The sequence below is a fragment of the Niallia yueguangensis genome (assembly GCF_052663115.1).
The window spans coordinates 15,254-33,542 of record NZ_JBQTCX010000034.1 but is presented as its reverse complement, the minus strand read 5'-3'; the positions used below and the strand labels follow the sequence as shown (position 1 = coordinate 33,542).

At 36.2% G+C, this 18,289-nt stretch carries 13 protein-coding genes and 1 riboswitch; of the genes, 3 read left to right on the top strand and 10 right to left on the bottom strand.

All coding sequences use genetic code 11. The features are described 5' to 3' along the window. Positions 1-379: 379 nt before the first annotated feature. The gene (locus ACTYA4_RS20910; protein ID WP_443483428.1) at positions 380-2,065 is read right to left on the bottom strand and encodes a methyl-accepting chemotaxis protein; all 1,686 of its coding nucleotides are present in this window, start codon (positions 2,063-2,065) and stop codon (positions 380-382) included. A gap of 263 nt (positions 2,066-2,328) precedes the next feature. Beyond that, positions 2,329-2,415, top strand: a riboswitch (cyclic di-GMP riboswitch). A gap of 44 nt (positions 2,416-2,459) precedes the next feature. Here ACTYA4_RS20910 and ACTYA4_RS20905 point away from each other — a divergent pair. After that, complete coding sequence (locus tag ACTYA4_RS20905) at positions 2,460-3,284, top strand: glycoside hydrolase family 191 protein (protein WP_443483427.1); 825 nt, start codon at positions 2,460-2,462, stop codon at positions 3,282-3,284. Between the two features lie 297 nt (positions 3,285-3,581). On the opposite strand, the gene pelG is transcribed toward ACTYA4_RS20905, so the two are convergent. From pelG to galE, 6 genes are all read right to left on the bottom strand, one after another. After that, positions 3,582-5,039, bottom strand: coding sequence for an exopolysaccharide Pel transporter PelG (gene pelG, locus ACTYA4_RS20900; protein WP_443483426.1), 1,458 nt, complete (start codon positions 5,037-5,039; stop codon positions 3,582-3,584). Between the two features lies 1 nt (position 5,040). Further along, on the bottom strand, positions 5,041-6,444 hold the full coding sequence (pelF, locus tag ACTYA4_RS20895; RefSeq protein WP_443483425.1) for a GT4 family glycosyltransferase PelF: 1,404 nt from the start codon (positions 6,442-6,444) through the stop codon (positions 5,041-5,043). Then, on the bottom strand, positions 6,441-8,279 hold the full coding sequence (locus ACTYA4_RS20890) for a DUF2194 domain-containing protein (protein WP_443483424.1): 1,839 nt from the start codon (positions 8,277-8,279) through the stop codon (positions 6,441-6,443). Before ACTYA4_RS20890 ends, pelF begins: the two co-directional genes overlap by 4 nt. Beyond that, the gene (locus ACTYA4_RS20885; RefSeq protein ID WP_443483430.1) at positions 8,260-9,174 is read right to left on the bottom strand and encodes a tetratricopeptide repeat protein; all 915 of its coding nucleotides are present in this window, start codon (positions 9,172-9,174) and stop codon (positions 8,260-8,262) included. The genes ACTYA4_RS20890 and ACTYA4_RS20885 overlap by 20 nt, the downstream gene beginning before the upstream one ends. Next, entirely contained in the window at positions 9,174-10,400 is a 1,227-nt protein-coding gene (locus ACTYA4_RS20880; RefSeq protein ID WP_443483429.1) for a GAF domain-containing protein, read from the bottom strand. Before ACTYA4_RS20880 ends, ACTYA4_RS20885 begins: the two co-directional genes overlap by 1 nt. A 479-nt stretch (positions 10,401-10,879) precedes the next feature. After that, positions 10,880-11,890 carry a UDP-glucose 4-epimerase GalE gene (galE, locus tag ACTYA4_RS20875; protein ID WP_443483423.1) on the bottom strand — a complete coding sequence of 337 codons (1,011 nt, stop codon included), beginning with the start codon at positions 11,888-11,890 and terminating at the stop codon, positions 10,880-10,882. A 717-nt stretch (positions 11,891-12,607) separates the two neighbouring features. Here galE and ACTYA4_RS20870 point away from each other — a divergent pair. Further along, positions 12,608-13,219 carry an IS607 family transposase gene (locus tag ACTYA4_RS20870; protein ID WP_443483422.1) on the top strand — a complete coding sequence of 204 codons (612 nt, stop codon included), beginning with the start codon at positions 12,608-12,610 and terminating at the stop codon, positions 13,217-13,219. 31 nt (positions 13,220-13,250) lie between these two features. Next, the gene (locus tag ACTYA4_RS20865) at positions 13,251-14,690 is read left to right on the top strand and encodes an RNA-guided endonuclease InsQ/TnpB family protein (RefSeq protein ID WP_443483421.1); all 1,440 of its coding nucleotides are present in this window, start codon (positions 13,251-13,253) and stop codon (positions 14,688-14,690) included. Between the two features lie 410 nt (positions 14,691-15,100). Here ACTYA4_RS20865 and ACTYA4_RS20860 read toward each other — a convergent pair whose 3' ends face one another. The 3 genes from ACTYA4_RS20860 to ACTYA4_RS20850 form a co-directional block, all read right to left on the bottom strand. Further along, positions 15,101-16,402 (bottom strand): ABC transporter substrate-binding protein, encoded by a 1,302-nt coding sequence (locus ACTYA4_RS20860; protein WP_443483420.1) that lies wholly within the window; start codon positions 16,400-16,402, stop codon positions 15,101-15,103. Between the two features lie 91 nt (positions 16,403-16,493). Then, positions 16,494-17,321 (bottom strand): carbohydrate ABC transporter permease, encoded by an 828-nt coding sequence (locus ACTYA4_RS20855; RefSeq protein WP_443483419.1) that lies wholly within the window; start codon positions 17,319-17,321, stop codon positions 16,494-16,496. Continuing rightward, the gene (locus ACTYA4_RS20850) at positions 17,321-18,289 is read right to left on the bottom strand and encodes a carbohydrate ABC transporter permease (RefSeq protein ID WP_443483418.1); all 969 of its coding nucleotides are present in this window, start codon (positions 18,287-18,289) and stop codon (positions 17,321-17,323) included. Before ACTYA4_RS20850 ends, ACTYA4_RS20855 begins: the two co-directional genes overlap by 1 nt.

Here is an 18,289-nt window from a genome sequence, read left to right as displayed (position 1 = left end):
AGCGTATGCGACGAGGAGGCTCGACGCTCGCCCGCGGAAAGCGAAGTGTATTCGGGCTGCGGGTTTAAAAGCAACAATCGATACGAAAACAGCCTTCAGTAAATACTCTAATGACAATAAAAAGAGATAGGTCTAATCCTATCCCTGTTCAGAGTGTAGACATAGTGATATTAGCAGAAACTTCAGGCTGATCGAAAACGTTTGTCGCATCACAGCGTGAAGCCTTGGGAGGAGCGGCGGCCAACAGGATGTTGGTTAGAACGACGTTGTCACAGGACGTGACGTACTTAGTCGTTCATCCTCTTTTCCTGGTAATGAGCATCCGAGTAAGGCGAACAACGAAGAAAGCGAGCGTTTGTCGACAGCCTGCCTTTCCATTTTATATTTTAAAACGATGGATTAATTGCTGCAGCTCTTCTGCTGATTTGGATAATGATGTAGCAGAAGATGAAACTTCTTCAAAGGATGCAGTCTGTTCCTCTGTTGCTGCTGCTACATTTTTTGTATTACTTAATGTTTCATTAGAACCAATTGTAATTTTCTCCATTGATTGCTGAACTTCTTCTACTTCTGTTGTAATATACTGATTTGTTGCTGCGACTTCTTGTATTTGAGATGTCACCAGCTCAATGCTCTCTAATATTTCTTTAATATGTTCACTTGTTTTTTTCGATAACTGGATGCCGGAATCAACATTTTCTTTTACTAAATCCATGTTGTTGACTGTCGAACTAGAGTGGCTGTGAATGGAAGTAACAAGTGTATGGATATGGTTAGCAGATGTGTTGGTCATATCCGCTAGTTTTCGAACTTCATCAGCTACAATAGCAAATCCTTTGCCATGTTCACCAGCTCTAGAGGCTTCAATGGCAGCATTTAATGCAAGTAAGTTGGTTTGATTAGATATATCCGTAATGTAGGAAGAGATGTCTTTTATTTCATTTGCGCTTATTATGAGTGATTGCAAGCCTTCCTCTGCTAAATTCACTGAATAATGAATCGTTTCCATTTGTTCTTGCATGTTTACCACAGTTTTTTCCCCGTCTTCTGCCTGCCCTCTAATGGATGTAGAAACTTTTGCAACATTATTCGCTTTTTGAGACACATTTTTTACGTTTTGTAGAGAGTTATTTACTGCGTGTAAGCTTTTTTGTGTCATTTCATTTTGTGAACTGCTATTTTCTGTTATCGACTGAATCGAAACAGCTACTTGTCTTGCAGAAGCTTTTGATTGGTCCGTACTCGCAGACAATTCTTCTGATGATTGGGCTACTTCTCTTGATGTTTGCCTAATTTGTGCAATCATCGCTTGAAGTGATTCAACAAAAGTATTAAAGGAGTCAGCTAATTGACCAAACTCATTTTTCCCATTTACTTTTACCCTTCTTGTTAAATCTCCTTCACCTGATGAAATATCGACCATCTGTTTATTTAATAGATTTAATGGCTTTAAGATTGATTTTAAAAGAATGATGCCTAGAGCTAAGCTCAATATAGTGGAAAAAATAATAATAATTAGTAATGCTGTTTTCGTTGAGACAGTATTTTTTTGATTAGCAATTTCAATTTCCTTTATATCTTGATTTAATTTATTGACTAACTGATTAACAGAAGGATCTAACACTTCTTTTCTCAAGGTACGAAGGTCTTGAAAATGTAAATTTTCAGCTGCGGTTTGGTCTTGGCGATAAAGTTCTGATACTTGCCCGCTCATTGTTGTAAAGCTTTGAAAACTTGCAGAGAATGTTTTGATATTATTTTCATATTCTTTATAATTTGGCATGCTTTCCATCGTTTTAATTGTTTGAATAATATTGTTTGCTTTTTCGTTTATTTCTTCCGTATACTGGTTGTCACTAGTAATAAGAAAACCTCTTTCATCATTGGAAATACCAGCGATACGGTATTGGATATACGTAACAAGACGCTGCATCTCTTTCGCATTTTTTAATTTTTCCTGATACTCTCTAGCGGATTGAATACTGATATTTGCATATCCACCAATACCAATCATTGCTAGAACTAAAATAACAAGTATAGTAATCAGTTGTGTTTTAATTTTCATTCTAGTACCTCTCTTAGTTGTTGTATTATAAAAGGAAGTTGCCGCAATAACGTCCTTACTTAATATCGGATTCTTTTATATATTTTATAGGGGAGGGAAGTATAGAGTATTAGGTATCATATTCTTTCGAAGTTATTCGAAAAATTTCCAAAATCCTAATCTATAGTAATGGTTAAAACTCCCCTTTTCACTTATCAAAAGAAATATTTGCAAAGACTTTCGACCTATACTATAGTAATGTTAAGACAATTAAATAAACCACTCTCTCTAAAGGGCAAATCTACTGAAAAGTAGAGACGCAAAGGCACAGGTCTAAAGCAGGCAACTGCTATGATGGCTGGTCTACCGTATTTTTATACTTTAGGGTAAAAACGTAATGAAGGGAGAAAGTCACGTGATTTTCAGAAGAATTATGGGTGCAATGGCTCTATTTTACCTAACTGCCTCACTAATAGGTAAAAGTGTTCATGCTGAAGAAAACAAGCCTTTAAAAAGTGTTGCAAATTTTAAAATTTATTATGGAGAAGCGACTGAACAAGCAATAAAGGAGCTTTCTTCGTATGATCTTGTTGTGATTGAACCATATGCATTTTCAAAGAAGCAAATTAAACAATTAAGATCTAATAACACAAAAGTATTCGGCTATTTAAGTGTGATGGAGCTTGAAGCTGCTCATATTCCGCAAGTGAAAGAATCTGATTATTTTTACTATGGTAATCAAAAATGGGAAATACCCCAATGGAATACATACATAATGGATCTTTCCAAGGCACATTATCGAAATATTCTTTTAAAGAAAGTGAAAAATCAAATCGTTCAAAAGGGAATGGATGGAGTCTTTTTAGATACGGTTGGAGATATCGATGATTATTTTTATGATAAGCCGAAGGAACAGAAAAAATTTAGAACGTCTTATAATACTTTATTAAATTCAATTAAATCAACCAATCCGAATTTGCTTCTTATTCAAAATTGGGGCTTTAATACATTAAAAAGCACATCTATTAAGAAGGTTGATGCCATTCTTTGGGAAGATTTCAATCGTGAAATCGTTAGCGAGGACCAATGGTCTCAAAACTGGATTTCTTATTTTAAACAACAAATAAATCTTACTACGTTTACCGTCGCACCAAATAAAGATTCTGCAAAATACAGCACGGAAAATGGTTTCATTCCAACAATGAACGAGAATGATGTTTACAATAACCTAGAAAGTTAATATAAAAAGGATGTCAGAGAAAGGGTTCATACCCACTTTCTCTGACATCCTTTTCTATAATATAATTTATATCTGAAGTTAGATGAATGTCTAGCTCCAGCGCCTGTGCTTTTCTTATCGTTTAGGAAATTATAAACGAAATGGGATTGTGGATAACTTGCCAGTTGTGTCCGCATCTAGCTCCAGCGCCTAGCTCTTGTGAAAAATAACCCCATGCCTCTAAAAGTAAAAAGCACTTTTTGAGTCATGTGAACATTTTTCTTCAGAGCTGTTCAAGGCGCTTGCGCTTTTCTTATTTCATCCAAGTTGATTCAGTTTATCCGCTATCTTTGCAAAAATTCGATGTTTATTTTTTTTCTTATCTGGTGAACAGAACAGGTAATAATCAATGTCTTTTATATAGTTAAACAGCCTCGATAAAGAATACAAAAAGGCAATTCCAGATCCAGCAGCAAAGCTAAGGCCATACCCATCAAAGCCAAGTGGTAGAAAGATAAAAGTTAGAATGGCATTGGCAGCAAAAAAAAGGGCAGATGTTCGCATTGCACCTTTTCGATCATCAAAATATAAAAGCAAGAGGGTGTTGACTAGAACCATCGCATTTGAAAAAGCTCCAATGGCTGTTAATTGAAAAATAGAGTATTGCTGGCTGTTTTGACCAGACTGTGCCATGTAGATCCATGCAGCAAAGATAATGATCAGAGAGATCATCCCTTGAATGCGGAGAAGTCGTTCCACTTCTTGCTTTAGCGTGTTATTCATCGCTTTTTTCATTTTTTCAATTTGCTTCAGCGTCCCTCCAGCGTTTACCGCTCCTATAAATTTTTTATATCGCTCATAAAACCTTGTCTCGATTGAAACTGTAAAGAAAATGTAGGTCGGAACAATCGTTAAATAAGCCCAAAAGACCGAAGAATCATAGATGGGATGGTATAGGAAGCTGTTCGCTACGACTTGACTGCCTTCTCCAAACCAAATGATAAAATTACAAATCCAAATCCCGATATGATAAAGAAATCCACACCAAAACAATGCAGCGTACTTATCCAAATAAGCCAAAAAGGAAAATTGTTCACTTGAGCCATGCTTTGGAAACATTTCTAAAATCACCGCACTAAGCCAACAAAGTGTCAAAACGATTCCACATGTAAAACAACATAAAAGCAAAAAAGCTTGTCCATACATGAAATCAACGGCAGGGTTCAAAAAAGCAACTAGAAGAATACCAGTAATAGAAAGAATGCCTCCAGCTAAAAAAGCAATCGCAATCGACTGGTAGTTTTTAGCCGCTGTTAAATAAATCGACTGAACCCATATCATATTTAAGGCAAGAAATAATACAAGCAGCAAAAGCTTATAATACATAGGCAGAGGGGTGATAATGGCAAAAACAAGCCACATAATAAAAGCTAGAAAGAGAATGATTTTTGACATTCCTAACAAGGAGGTAAAAACTTGATCAAGCTTTTTATCATATAGCAAGTCTGCAACATACCTTGTCACAATTAATTGTAGACCCCCGTAAATAATTTGTGAAAAAATAAAGCAATAAGAAATCGAAATCGTAAAGAGCTGTTGCTCCTCTTTAGGAATCGAATAAAAAAAGCTAATTAAAAAGCGAATCACTGTAATGGTTAAAATGACCACTAACCACGGACCAGCTGTTACAAATAAAGAAAATCCATATGCCTTGGTTCTAGAAGAAAAATAATCTTCTTGAAATAGCTTTTGCAAACGAAAGCCAATGCCAGCCAAATCACTCCCCCCTTTCTCTATATAAGCTTTGATAGCTTTTTACAACATCCTTCAGTTGGTAGTATTTCTTTACTCTTTCCCGCCCATTTTCTCCGAATGCCAGCCTTTCTTTAGGGTGGTTGTAATACCATTCAAGGTACACGCTGACAAGTTCAGGTGAAACGGGCGGAACAACATATCCACATTGTCCGATTCCGTCATCTCTTCCAAATATTAATTCGCGGCATGAGCCAACATCTGTAACGACCCATGGAATCCCAGCTGCCATCCCTTCAAGCATAGCAAGCGGCTGCCCTTCAGAAATACTGGTGAGCACTAATACATCCGTCCTTGCCAAATACTCTTTAATGTTTACCTTCCCCGTCATAAATACATAAGAAGAAAGATGGAGCTGATTAATTAAATCTCTGCATTCTTGGGCATATTCAGGCTCTTCTGAATCAGGGCCCAGCAAGTAAAATTCGAACGGAATTCCTTGATCTGCCAAAATTTTTGCAGCGTAAATCATCGTTTTTATATCTTTAATTGGGACCACACGAATAATCGCAGAGATCATCAATACATCGTTATGTTTATTCGGCTCTCTTTTCATAACATAATCCTCAATGTTTACACCATTGGGGATTATTTTTAATTTGTCCGCCGGTGCTCCTAACTTCCGCTGGTACTCACTATTGCGGCCGAATAAGGTGATGATGTCGGCAGCTTGGTGGTATGCTTGTCGTGAAAGATGATGGAAGAAGGAAATCCAACGATTTTTATACTCTGTTGGAATCCAATCTGATTGCAATATTTCTTCCTCACGCTCACGGGAGTAGATCCCATGCTCCGTAAGAAGAAAGGGGATCTTCGCATGTGCGCTCATGACAGCTCCCAATAAGCCTCCATATCCAGTCGAAACAGAATGGATCAAATTAAGCTCTGGAAAATCAATTTGCAGCATTTTAATTGCAGGTGAGAACATGGAACGCCACATCCAGAAATAATTAGAAAAAGAACCGCTGGAGTTTTCAAAAATATAGCTTTCTTTGACAATTCGATAAAATTCTGGACTATGAAGAAAGGCATCAAGAGATCCGATCTTTTGTTTATTGCCAACAATATTTAATGCATGGCTGTCTACCGATTGAAAGGTAAACCATTTGCTTAAAATCTCTACTTCCTCTTCACTTAAGGAAGTTGGAAGCTGTTTTTCCTGTTTATTTGACTGTAAAGGGATTTGAATAACCTCTTTTACATTTGTAGGGATCTTGTACTGATAGCTATTTATTGATTTTTCAAACGGAACAATGGCGAAGATGGTAAAATCATGTTCTTCAAATTCCTGAAGGATCATTTGCACCCAGCTTGCCACCCCTCCACTGACAAAGGGGTAGCTTCCTTCAACTACTAACCCTATCCTCATAAAGCTTCTCCTTTTATCGGTATTTCTGCCTGCGGCTTTAATAGCTTCACACTGTAGAGCTGATTATCAAGCTTAGTGACAGAACCAAATGAAAACGTGCCTGTTTTAAGATATTTCCCATCTTCAATACGAATCACGACAGAGGCTTGAGCAGGAAGCCCCTTGTACGCAATGTGTATTCTGTCTTGTTCATAGGAAGTAACCAACTCACCTTTTTGATACTTTTTTATTAATTCTGTAGCTTCTATTTGCGTAACACCTTCTATGTGCGGATACCATTTCCTAACATTCGCTGTAATCTGTCGATAAGCATCTGCCAGCTCATTCCATGTTTTGTTTCCAGACCGCTCGGAGTCGAGAATATCATCTGGATGAACGAAATGAGAAACAACACCAAAATTAGCCACAACATCTGCGAGTAAAAACTGATCATCAGCAGATAATTCATATCCACTCGTAATCCGGGGAAAGAAGTAAATATCTCGATTCATATGATCATATTCAAACTCCGTAACGAGTGTACTGTTCGCATTAGAACCGAAATACAAGGCTGCAATTGTTTTTACCTCAGGCAATGCCCTGCTAATAGCATTAAGTCCAGTTCTATTCACAACATTCGATGGAGGAACATAAGTTTCCAGCTTGTTGTTCGGATAAAAGTGATGGAGTAATGTATATAGCTCGATTAATGATTCTTCCATATCCTTTTGACGATTCCAGCTCACATAGCCAAACTCTTTATTAACGGGGTCTTCTTTTGTCAACAGAGGCTGATGATTGAATCCATGAAACCCAACCTCTCCACCTTTTGAAAAAAGCTCCCAGCCGAAAAACAAATACGTATTTCTTCGTTCTTCGATAAGGCTTGGAAAAGGAGGTTTGACCATATTTTGATACGTTCCTATTGCGACACCCGTGTATTTAAAATCATAGTCATCAGCTATTTTTTTCATGTCCTTCCACCAAAAGTTCTGATAAAAGCTTGGCAGGGAAACAGCTTTTTTGGTCACATTATTTAAACGTCCATTTGGAATTGGAGCAGGGAAATCATCAATATACATGATTTGAACATCCAGCTGTGCTGATGCAAAGGAAGGAAAGACTAATCCGAGTGATTGCACAAACAGGCCCCTTCCAAGCTTATCGTCCATAACAGTTGTATTCCAATAAAGTACCTTCCCGTCCCCATAATCATTTTTCCATAGAATCGGGAGGTCCTCAGCCGTCATCCAAATATTTGTCGTTGCTGGATTTAAGCTCACATTTAAAGCGTTATGCGTAAAGAGCTTTGATGAGGCCGGAATGTCAGGATAGCCAGGAAATAGTGATTTTTCAAAATGAATTCCTTTTACTTCCTTAAAATCTTGTTTTTGTGTAATTCCAAACAAAGGATCCCAAGAAGGATCTGTAAAGAATCTATAAGGAACGATTAATCTTCCTCCATCCCTTACAAATTTTTCAAGGTCTTCTCTATTTACTTTGTTCGACATTTCTCCAGAAAAAATAATGCCTGTATAAGGATCTGAAGTAATAGAGCTTATTTGATCTGGCCTAATACTCTCGAAATGAATATGTCCATAATCCATCGCTCTTATTAAATTTTCCTGCACTTGTTTCCCCATGGTCGTTTCTGCAGAAATGACATATAATCGAAGGCTCTGACCTTTTCCTATTTTATTTTCGCTTCTATATGTTTTGAACTTTTTTTCAGAAACAGATTGCTCAAAGGAAAATATTTGATATAAAGCATCAGAACGAAAAAAAAGTACAAGGGAAATAATAGCTACTAATATAGCTGCGATTATCCAAACGAAATTAGGCTTTATTTTCAACATGTATTCCTCCAAGCTGCTTGATGAAATGCTGATACTTTTCCGGGAATTTATCCAACAACTGTTGATGGATCACTTGATCAATTATGTTATATAGCTTTTTCCACATGTTCTGACGGTAGTAAATCTCAAGCAATCCTGCGTATCCATAATACACTTCTGGACAATTCGCTGCTAAATGCAGAAATTGTTCCTCCGCTTTCTCATATTGATTTTCGCGGTGATAAAGAAGACCTAAATGATACGAGTAAATGGGCTCGTTTGGAAAAAGTTGAACAGATTTTTTAAGATAAAACATAAATTGATTGATCATTTCTTTCTCCTGATGTGATGAAAGCAGTCCGCTTTCAATATATCGTGCATAAAGAAGTGTTAGTTTTTCAGCAGCCTCATGAATTTGCGACTGGGTGAATTGTTGTTTCAAATCGTTAATCTTCTTTGTATATCGTTCATTTAATGCATTAATCGTCGTTGCAGCATAATGGATTGTTTCTGCATCCTTTTGCTTTACAGCTTTTCTAAGAAGCTTTCCTTCATTTGATACATTTGCAGTACTTAATTGTACAATCAGCTTTTTCTGCAATTCTGGCCTGTCGAGCTCAAGACCAGACGTAAAAGAAATTAGCTCTAAATCTTGTTTAGCCTCTGCCCGCATATCTTCATAGTTTGGCATTTTAAAGGTGATGTATCCGGAGTATTCTTCAATCCATTGCTGATTTTTCTTTTTTAATTGCAGAGAAAGAAGGATCAAAGCTGCTATAAAACCGATTATAGGGATAATGAATGAAAGGATTAGAAAAAAATCATAGAGCCCCTTTTTTTCTAAAGGTGCCCTCGACTTTAAAATCATAAAAAAGATAAAAGCAAATACAAGATAGAAAGAAAGGATATACATCATCAATGTACGGCCTCCTTCCTAGTTGAAACTGCCTTCCATACACGTTCTTCAATCACGGATATATGCTTTTCTTCTGTGCAAGGCAGTAATATCATCAGTATTTGTTCTTCCATGCTGTATCCTAAATAGTCAATGTCACGAAGCTGCTGTTTTACAAGTTTACTAATTTCTTTCAGTGAAGATTCAGGTACTTTCATAGTGAGATAAGAATATGGATAGTCTAGTATTTTTTGACGCTTCTTCTCAATAGCGACTAAACGATGGAATTCTGAAGCATGGTACACAACGGTTCCTGGAATAGTTCGGCTGCTTATATCCATCTTCCAAGTATCCAATGCATGACCTAGACGATCACCCATCCATCGCAAAAACCAAACAAATAACTCAAATTGCTGTGAAGTGACATTTGAAAATTCAATATCATCTAATACAATTACATACTGAATTTGATCCTGATTGATGACCGGGCCAACAAGCAGTGGAGCGTCATCTGGATCTTCAATCGTTCGAAAAAATGCCCTTCCGTGGGTCAATGCGTTTTTAATTACAGCTGGTCCCTTTTCAACAAAAATCGTTGCAGGCAATGCTTTTCCTTTTCCTTCTGAACGAAGCTTAAGTCTTAAAGTTTGTCTTGTGCTATTCACATAATAAATGCCAATTCTTTTAGCATTAAAATATTCCTTTAATACATTCAATCCTTCATCAAGCAGCACTTCAGGATGAGAATGATTTAATTCTTTAAACATATAAAATAGCTTTGATAGTTGATTATCTGATTCTAGCATACTTGATTTAAGCTTTATTCTAGATTCATTTAAATGTTCTACTGTATTCTTTAGTTCTTCATTTTCTGCTTCCAGTTCATTTTTATTAAGATGAACATCTTCATATCTTTCTTTATATGAAGTACTAAAAAATCCACAGCAAATACTAACAGAAAAAAGAAAGAACCAATGAACCCATTGATTAACTGAATAAAAATAAAGTATGACAGCCTCTTCTCTTAGCAGCCCGATTACAATTGTATAAAGGAAGGCTTCTATAAATGAAAAGATAGCTAGATAAATACCATAGCGAATCGAAAAAAGCATCACGATAAAAACGAGTAATAAATATTCATAGGAAGGTGTGACTACATGGAACACTTGCGAGGTAATCCCAAGTAATAAAAAAGCAAAGGTAGCCTCTATCAACTTTCTCGCTAGATTTGACTGCTGGTAATACATTGTTAATTCCATCTTTCCTATTATTTTTTTTGCTATCCTGAAAATAGGTTCCGCAGGTTGAATACACTTCGCTTTCCGCGGGTGAGCGCCGAGCCGCTTCGTCGCTTTGCTCCTGCAGGGTCTCGTCTTTCTCGCTTTCCCGCAGGAGTCTTCGTGTATTCCAGTGTATTCCACCTGCTCTGTGCTATAAATAGTGGAAGCTGCCTCTTTTCATGGGCCATGGTGCAAATTTTGTTGCATGGGTGTCTACCCTGAAAATAAGTTCTGTTAAAAGGGTTTTTCCGAAGCTTATCGCTCGCTTTACGCGGGCGGTCGGGTAGCCTCCTCGGCGCTGTACCCCTGTGGCGCCTCCGTTTTTCTTGATCTAGCGGAAGCAGCCAGCCCCTGTGAAAAATAACCCCATGCCTCTAAAAGTAAAAGCACTTTTTGAGTCATGTGAACATTTTTCTCCGGGGCTGTCTAAGAGCGCTTGCGCTTTTCTAATTGTATCCATTTGGATAATTAGATTGCCATCTCCAAGCATCTAAACACATATCATAAATATCCTTTGTTGCTTCCCATTCCAATTCTTTTTTTGCTTTTATTGGACTTGCAAAGGACGCTGCGATGTCACCAGCCCGCCTAGCGGTAAATTTGTATGGAATGCTCACACCTGTAGCATGTTCAAAGGCTTTTACGATTTCTAACACACTATATCCAGCGCCTGTTCCCAAATTATAAGCGTCGACACCAGAGGTGGAAAGAATTTTTTCAAGCGCTCTAATGTGGCCAACTGCTAAATCAACTACATGAATAAAGTCCCTAACTCCAGTTCCATCAGCGGTTGGATAATCATTCCCGAAGATATTCAGATATTCTTGTTTCCCAGCTGCGACTTGAGTGATATAGGGCATGAGATTATTGGGAATCCCTTTCGGATCCTCACCAATGAACCCACTCGTATGAGCTCCGATTGGATTAAAATACCGAAGAAGTGCGATGCTCCATTCATGATCAGAAGCATACATATCACGTAAAATCTCCTCTACCATCAGCTTCGTTCTTCCATATGGATTCGTCACACTGAGCTTCGACGTCTCAACAATAGGTACTTCTGTTGGATCTCCATAAACGGTTGCAGATGAACTAAAAACGATCTTTTTGACTCCATGTCTTTTCATCACTTCGCAAAGAATGAGGGTGCCTGAAAGGTTGTTTTGGTAATAATGAAGAGGAATTTGAACAGATTCACCAACAGCCTTAAGCCCAGCAAAATGGATAACTGCTTCTATATTATTTTCATGAAAGACTTGATTCACTTTCTCTTGATCAAGTAGATCAGCTTTATATACTTTAAAAGACTTGTTTGTAAGTAATTTCACTCTTTCTAATACTTCAGGACTGCTATTCGAAAAATTGTCCAGGACGACAATCTCATAATCAGCATTTAAGAGCTCGATACATGTATGGCTGCCTATAAAGCCAGCGCCACCAGTTACTAATACGGTCATCATTTCCTCCAATAAATATACAGTACTACAACCATACGTTTGAAAATAGTATGTAAGTATGATGTATACTATGTTGTATACTGTCTCTACTATATAAATGCTAAATCAGTTTTATAAATCCATCACTAATCTTCACATAAACTAAATCAATTGTCTATCGTAGAAAACTAGAAAAAATGACAAAATACACCAATTTTTTTACTTTAGTTAAAAAGGGTTTCTCCTTCTCTTTTAAGGATAATAAGGAGAGTATGCGGTCATCGCAACAAGAGAAATGCGGCAAGTAAAAAAATAGCCAAAAAGCTGATCAGTAATCTAATCAGCTTTGACACTTTTTGAAGCATGATAAATTAGTAGCATTGTTATAAATCGAAAAAAAAAATCCAGCTTCAAGCTGGACAAGAAGTGCTATATTTTCAAGGGGGAACTTGATGCTTCTATTATACCCGTTAATTATGACTAAACGATGACAAATTAAACACAAATCTTTTAAAACTTTATTTATCTTTTATTAATGTGAGTGCCAAATACGAGTGCCCTGACCCCCGCTACGGTAACGATTTTAAAGCACCGGGGGTCCAGCACTAAAAAAATCCATCTGCACGCTGGACAAAAAGAGATACTATATTTTGTTTAATAAAATCCACTTAAATATATCTATATCTATTTGAAAAACCTAATCATAATGGTAATATAAACCAATGAGGAGGTTTTTTTTTGTATAGCATTAATAAAGCATCAGAAATGTTAGGTGTCTCTATATCAACTTTGAGAAGATGGGAAAAAGAAGGTAAAATTAACTCCATTAAAACAACGGGTGGTCATCGTAGATACACAATTGAAGAATTAAATAAAATAAAGAAAATTAAACCCAAAGCAGGCAAAATAACCATAGGTTACTGCCGAGTTTCTTCTTCTGACCAAAAAGAAGATTTAAAGAGACAAATTGAAACAGTTTCCACTTTTTGTATCGCTAAAGGTTACACTTTCCGAATCATTGACGACTTAGGGAATGAGTTGAATTATAACAAAAAAGGTTTAAAAGAACTTATCGCTTTAATTCAAAGAAATGAGGTTGATAGAATAGTAGTAAATTATAAAGATAGACTCATTCGATTCGGTTATGAAATCATAGAACAAATATGTGATTTTCATGAAGTTGAAATCGAAGTGATTAATCATACAGAAGATAAATCGTATGAACAAGAACTAGTTGAAGATATGTTATCCATTATTACAGTTTTCAGCAGCCGTTTGTACGGTAGTAGGAGTCATAAGCAAAAAAAGTTAAAAAAAGCAGTGGAAGATGCACTTGCTGAAAGTGATTGAATGAAATAATCGGACATTAGGAGGTGAGAAAATGAGCCTGATTTACAATAAAAAGATTCAAGTAATCTTCACAAAAGAAGAAGAGTTGGTTCTGGATGGACAAAGTAAAATTTGTAATTGGTTGTACAATCAGTTGCTGGATGCATGTCAAAAGGATTACAAAGAGAATCATAATTCCCTAAAGCTGTTAGAAGGTCGAAATTTACGTAATTATGGTGTGTCTTTAAAAGAAAAATGCCCTTTTTTAAACACTGTATTTTCCTCTGTATTAAAAGAACCTTCAACACGTTTAAAAAAGGCGTATCAAAGTTTCTTTAAGGGAGATACACAATATCCAAAATTCAGAAGTTGGAAAAAGAAATGGTTTAGTTTAGTGTTTGATGAACCAAATAAAGGGTGGGAAATCCAAAAAAACGGTACAAAAATTTCCATTTCTTTAGGTGGTATTCCTGGTATGGAAACAGAAAAAGGAAAACGAAATCCGTCTATTATAGGAAATCTGAAAGAAAAAATGGCATTACGAGAAGATGAAATGCTGAAGACTTTTAGTCTATGTAAACAACAAGGAAAGAATTTTTATGCTATTTTTACTGTAGAACGATGCACAAAAAAAGAAATGGAATTTAAACAGGTTATGTCTGCTTATCGCAAGAAATATAACCTAGCTAAAAAAGAAAATAGAGAAAAACCACAAAAACCTAAGTTTAAGGAAGAAACAGTAGTGATACCGAAGAATGTTACATGGATAGCACTCGACCCGAATCATAAAAATTTCTTTGTGGGTGTAGACTTTGAAGGGAATTCCATTGAGTTTCAAAAGTTGAAGATGATGAAATACTGGGATCAGACCATTGATCAATTAAAATCACTTCGAGATGCGTGTGAAAAGAGATATCGAAAAAGAAAAACAAAACATGGTAATCCTTTCACAGTACATAGTCCTCGTTGGAATCGATTAAATCACGCGTTAAACATTGCTTATCATAAACGTCGAGAACAAATAAAGACGGCATTATACTCTATTGCGCATGCTTTATATCGAAAATATGACTTAGTGATTATCGGTGACTATACTCCAACAAACGGAACAGCTCCTTTTGATCATATGAAAAGAAGTATGCTGAATCAAGAAAAAATGGGAGAATTTCGTAAGGTCTTGGAATGGGTCTCCAGTAAGCTAGAAAAATACTACTTGATGGCTAACGAACATAATACAACAAAAGAATGTTGTGTTTGTGGGCATTTGGAGAAAAAGGAACCGAATATCCGAAGTTTTGTTTGTGTAAGTTGTGGAACTGAAATGTTGAGAGATAATAATTCCGCAGTAAACATCGGTAAAAAGGTTGGCTATTCATTAGATGTTACTGCATATAAGCACAAACTAAAAAACTTCACCTATAAAGGAGAAGCGAAATTTGGAAAGAAGATTTTATGGTTAGAAAACAACCTTTCATTGCCTTGCTTAGGCTAGTTAGGAGTGCCAATGGTATGTTTGTACTAACTACACTTGTGACGACATGCTCTCCCATTCGAGAGCAAGACAGTGCTCATTTGCACTTGGAAAAAATGTTGTTCTGCCAACAAGACCTACACGCTGCAATACGGTCTTGATTTGGAGATAAGATGATTACTCAGGCGTGACATTCTAAAAAATCTACCCACTTAGGTAGTTTTGATTAGGAGTGAAGAGGAAAATCAAAGCGGGAACTTGAAAAAGTTAGTTACTTACTAACTACTATCATACCGATTAATTATGACTGAACGATGACAAATTAAACACATATATTTTAAAATCTTATTTATCTTTTTTGAAGCAGTTGTTTTTTTTGAAATAATGCCCCAAATGAAAATATTTGGGGCATTTTTCTGTTTGTAAAACGTTTATTTTTTCAGTTTAGCCCATGTTTCATCAAGTGATTTCATTACTTCTTCTTTTGATTTTTGGCCGCCGACATATGCTTGGATACTTGCGCCAAATTCCTGTCCAGCTCCATCAGGATATTTCATAAACTGCCAAGAATATGTTTTTCCATTTTTAGAGTATTCTTGAATGGCAGCGCCTAAAGGGCCGATATCTTCTGCAGTTGCTTCAATTGTTTTGTAGGCTGGAACATATTTGAATTCTTTTACTAACGCTGTTTTACCAGTATCAGAAGTCACCATCCAATTTAAGAAATCCAATGCTGCTTTTTTATCTGCAGCAGGTGCTCCATTGTGAACAGCCCAGTTGGTTGGTACATCTACCATTAATTTATCCGTTTTTGCTTTATCATCATTTAGAGGCATTGGAATAAAACCAACTTCCATGTTAGGAGAGATTTTATCTATCATCGGCTGAATCCAGTTGCCTTGTTGGAGCATAGCTGCTTCACCATTTGCAAATAAAGTAACTTGTGTATTGTAGTCTGTTGTCAACGGATTTTTATTGCCGTACTTTAATGTTAAATCTAATAAGTTAAAGTAATTATCAAAATACTCGTTTCCTGCAATTTTAGATTTTCCTTCATTTATTCCTTTAATAAAGGCATCTGTATCATCCTGATAGGCAAATGGAACATTTAGACCATGGTTTGCTAATACCCACCATTCAGCGTAGCCATTAGAGAATGGCGTGATGCCTGCTGCTTTTAATTTTTTTGCAGCCGCTTCTAATTCAGAGAAAGTCGTTGGCAGTTCTTTTATGCCTGCTTTTTTAAATAGCGCTTTATTGTAGGCAAATCCATAGCCTTCTAAATTAACTGGCTGCCCGTATAGTTTGCCATCCACTGTCATAGGTATTAAAGCACTTTCATATGCATCTTTTACCCATGGCTGATCAGACAAATCCTCCAGTTTATCAAGCCATGTTAGTGCTTCTTGATAGCCTCCGTTTCCGAAAATATCAGGTGCTTTATTTGATGCGAATTTTGCTTTTAAAGCGGCTGCACCATCTGCACCTCCACCTACTGTTTCAATATTAAAGGTAACATCTGGATGCTCTTTTGTATAAGCGTCTGTTAATGACTTTAATTGATCAGCTATTTCCACTTTTCCGTTAAAAATATCCACTACCACTTTTCCATCTTTATTGCCGCCATTTTGGTTGTTGTTAGTTGATTCATTTGAGCAAGCGCTTGCAAAAATAAGTGAAGCAGTTAAAACACCTGTTAGTAAAGAATATTTTTTAAATTTTAAGAAACCCATTTGTTTCCCCTCCTGGTTTTAGGAAAAAATTATATGGAACTCAAGTCTCTACTGAAATTTTCAAAAAGTCCTGAGTTTGCTCCCGCTATTATTATTTAATAGAGCCATTTGTAATCCCTTTAATAATATGTCTTTGCATTGTAAAAAAGAATATCAATAATGGAATAATACCAATCATTAATGCAGCAAGTGCTAAATCCCATTGCTTTGTATATTGGCCAAAGAAAAAGAATGTTGCCAGTGGGATGGTTCTTAGTTCTGGGTTTTGCAGAACTAATGATGGCAATAGAAAATCATTCCATATCCATAAACTGTTTAAGATGACGATTGTCACAGTAATTGGCTTTAATAAAGGAAAAACGATTCTCCAAAACACACCAAACCGTGAACAGCCATCTATAATAGCGGCTTCTTCCAGTTCTACAGGAATGCCTTTTATAAAGCCATGATATAAAAAGATCGTCATCCCAGAACCAAATCCTAAATACATAAAGACAAGACCCCAAATGCTGTTTAATAAATTCAAGCTTCCTGCTGTTTTAATAAGCGGAATCATAATAGATTGAAACGGAATAATCATCGCTGCAACAAAAATCATAAAAATGACATTGCTGATTTTCTTCTTTGTTCGAACAAGCATATAGGCTGCCATCGAACAAAAGACGACGAGAACAAGATTGCTTGCGATCGTTATAATCAATGAATTAGAAAATACTTTTAAAAAGTCTAGTTTCTCAAATGCACTTACATAGTTTTCAAACTTTAAAACACTCGGTAAAGCAGAAGTATTTGTTAATATTTCTGCAAATGGCTTTAAAGAGTTGGATATGACATAATAAAATGGTACTAAAAAAGCAAGTCCAAGCAAGATAGCGAATATTTCAAGTATGAATGTTTTGCCATTATACTTATGCCCCATTAGGATTCAACCTCCTTCTTCTTAGAAATGGCTACTTGAATAACTGTAATGGCAGCAACTACAATAAAGAAGATCAATGCTTTTGCTTCGCCGATGCCGTAACGGTTATTGACAAATGCTTCAGTATAGATGTTAAGCGCTAACATTTCTGTTGCTTTAAATGGCCCTCCATTTGTAAGCGAAAGGTTTGCATCAAATATTTTAAAGGAAGAAGCAGTTGTTAAAAATAAGCAGATGGTTACAGCTGGTGCAACAAGCGGCATCGTAATATGACGAAGTATTTGCCATCTGTTTGCGCCATCAATTTTTGCAGCTTCAATCAATTCTTGTGGTACATTTTGCAATGCAGCGATATAGATAATCATAATATAGCCGGCGCCTTGCCAAACGCTTACTATGACAATTCCCCAAAAAGCTGTTTTAGCATCGCCTAACCATGCCAGATTAAAAAGAGGAATGCCTGTTAATTCACCAATAGATGCAAAGCCTTTAACAAAAATAAATTGCCAGATAAACCCTAATAATAGACCGCCTAGCAAGTTAGGCATAAAAAATATGGTGCGAAGAATGTTTCTTGTTTTTAACATTTGAGTTACTAATAACGCTAAACCGAAACCTATTAAGTTTGTTAACAGAATCGCGATAACCGTATACTTTGTTGTCAATAGAAAAGATTGTTGAAATTGTTTATCTTCTGTAAATACATAGATAAAATTATCTAAACCAACCCATTTAATTTGTCCGGTTATGCCGTTCCAGTCTGTAAACGAATAATAAATGCCAGAAAAAAATGGAATAAGTACCACTACTGTAAAAGCTAAAAATACGGGACCAACAAATAAGGTAAATAAACCAGCGTATCTCCACTTCTTTTTTTGGGAAAAAGATAGGGACTTATTCGTTTTACGTTGGCGATCAGTTGTAATAGCTGAACGGTTTACTTTTTCAAGGTTATTTTGATTATTCAT

Excerpts from the sequence above, each read along its gene's own strand:
- ACTYA4_RS20880 (WP_443483429.1), bottom strand. The coding sequence starts at position 10,400 with ATGTATTACCAGCAGTCAAATCTAGCGAGAAAGTTGATAGAGGCTACC.
- ACTYA4_RS20910 (WP_443483428.1), bottom strand. The coding sequence starts at position 2,065 with ATGAAAATTAAAACACAACTGATTACTATACTTGTTATTTTAGTTCTA.
- ACTYA4_RS20885 (WP_443483430.1), bottom strand. The coding sequence starts at position 9,174 with ATGATGTATATCCTTTCTTTCTATCTTGTATTTGCTTTTATCTTTTTT.
- ACTYA4_RS20855 (WP_443483419.1), bottom strand. The coding sequence starts at position 17,321 with ATGGGGCATAAGTATAATGGCAAAACATTCATACTTGAAATATTCGCT.
- ACTYA4_RS20865 (WP_443483421.1), top strand. The coding sequence starts at position 13,251 with ATGAGCCTGATTTACAATAAAAAGATTCAAGTAATCTTCACAAAAGAA.
- galE (WP_443483423.1), bottom strand. The coding sequence starts at position 11,890 with ATGACCGTATTAGTAACTGGTGGCGCTGGCTTTATAGGCAGCCATACA.
- ACTYA4_RS20890 (WP_443483424.1), bottom strand. The coding sequence starts at position 8,279 with ATGTTGAAAATAAAGCCTAATTTCGTTTGGATAATCGCAGCTATATTA.
- ACTYA4_RS20850 (WP_443483418.1), bottom strand. The coding sequence starts at position 18,289 with ATGAATAATCAAAATAACCTTGAAAAAGTAAACCGTTCAGCTATTACA.
- pelF (WP_443483425.1), bottom strand. The coding sequence starts at position 6,444 with ATGAGGATAGGGTTAGTAGTTGAAGGAAGCTACCCCTTTGTCAGTGGA.
- ACTYA4_RS20860 (WP_443483420.1), bottom strand. The coding sequence starts at position 16,402 with ATGGGTTTCTTAAAATTTAAAAAATATTCTTTACTAACAGGTGTTTTA.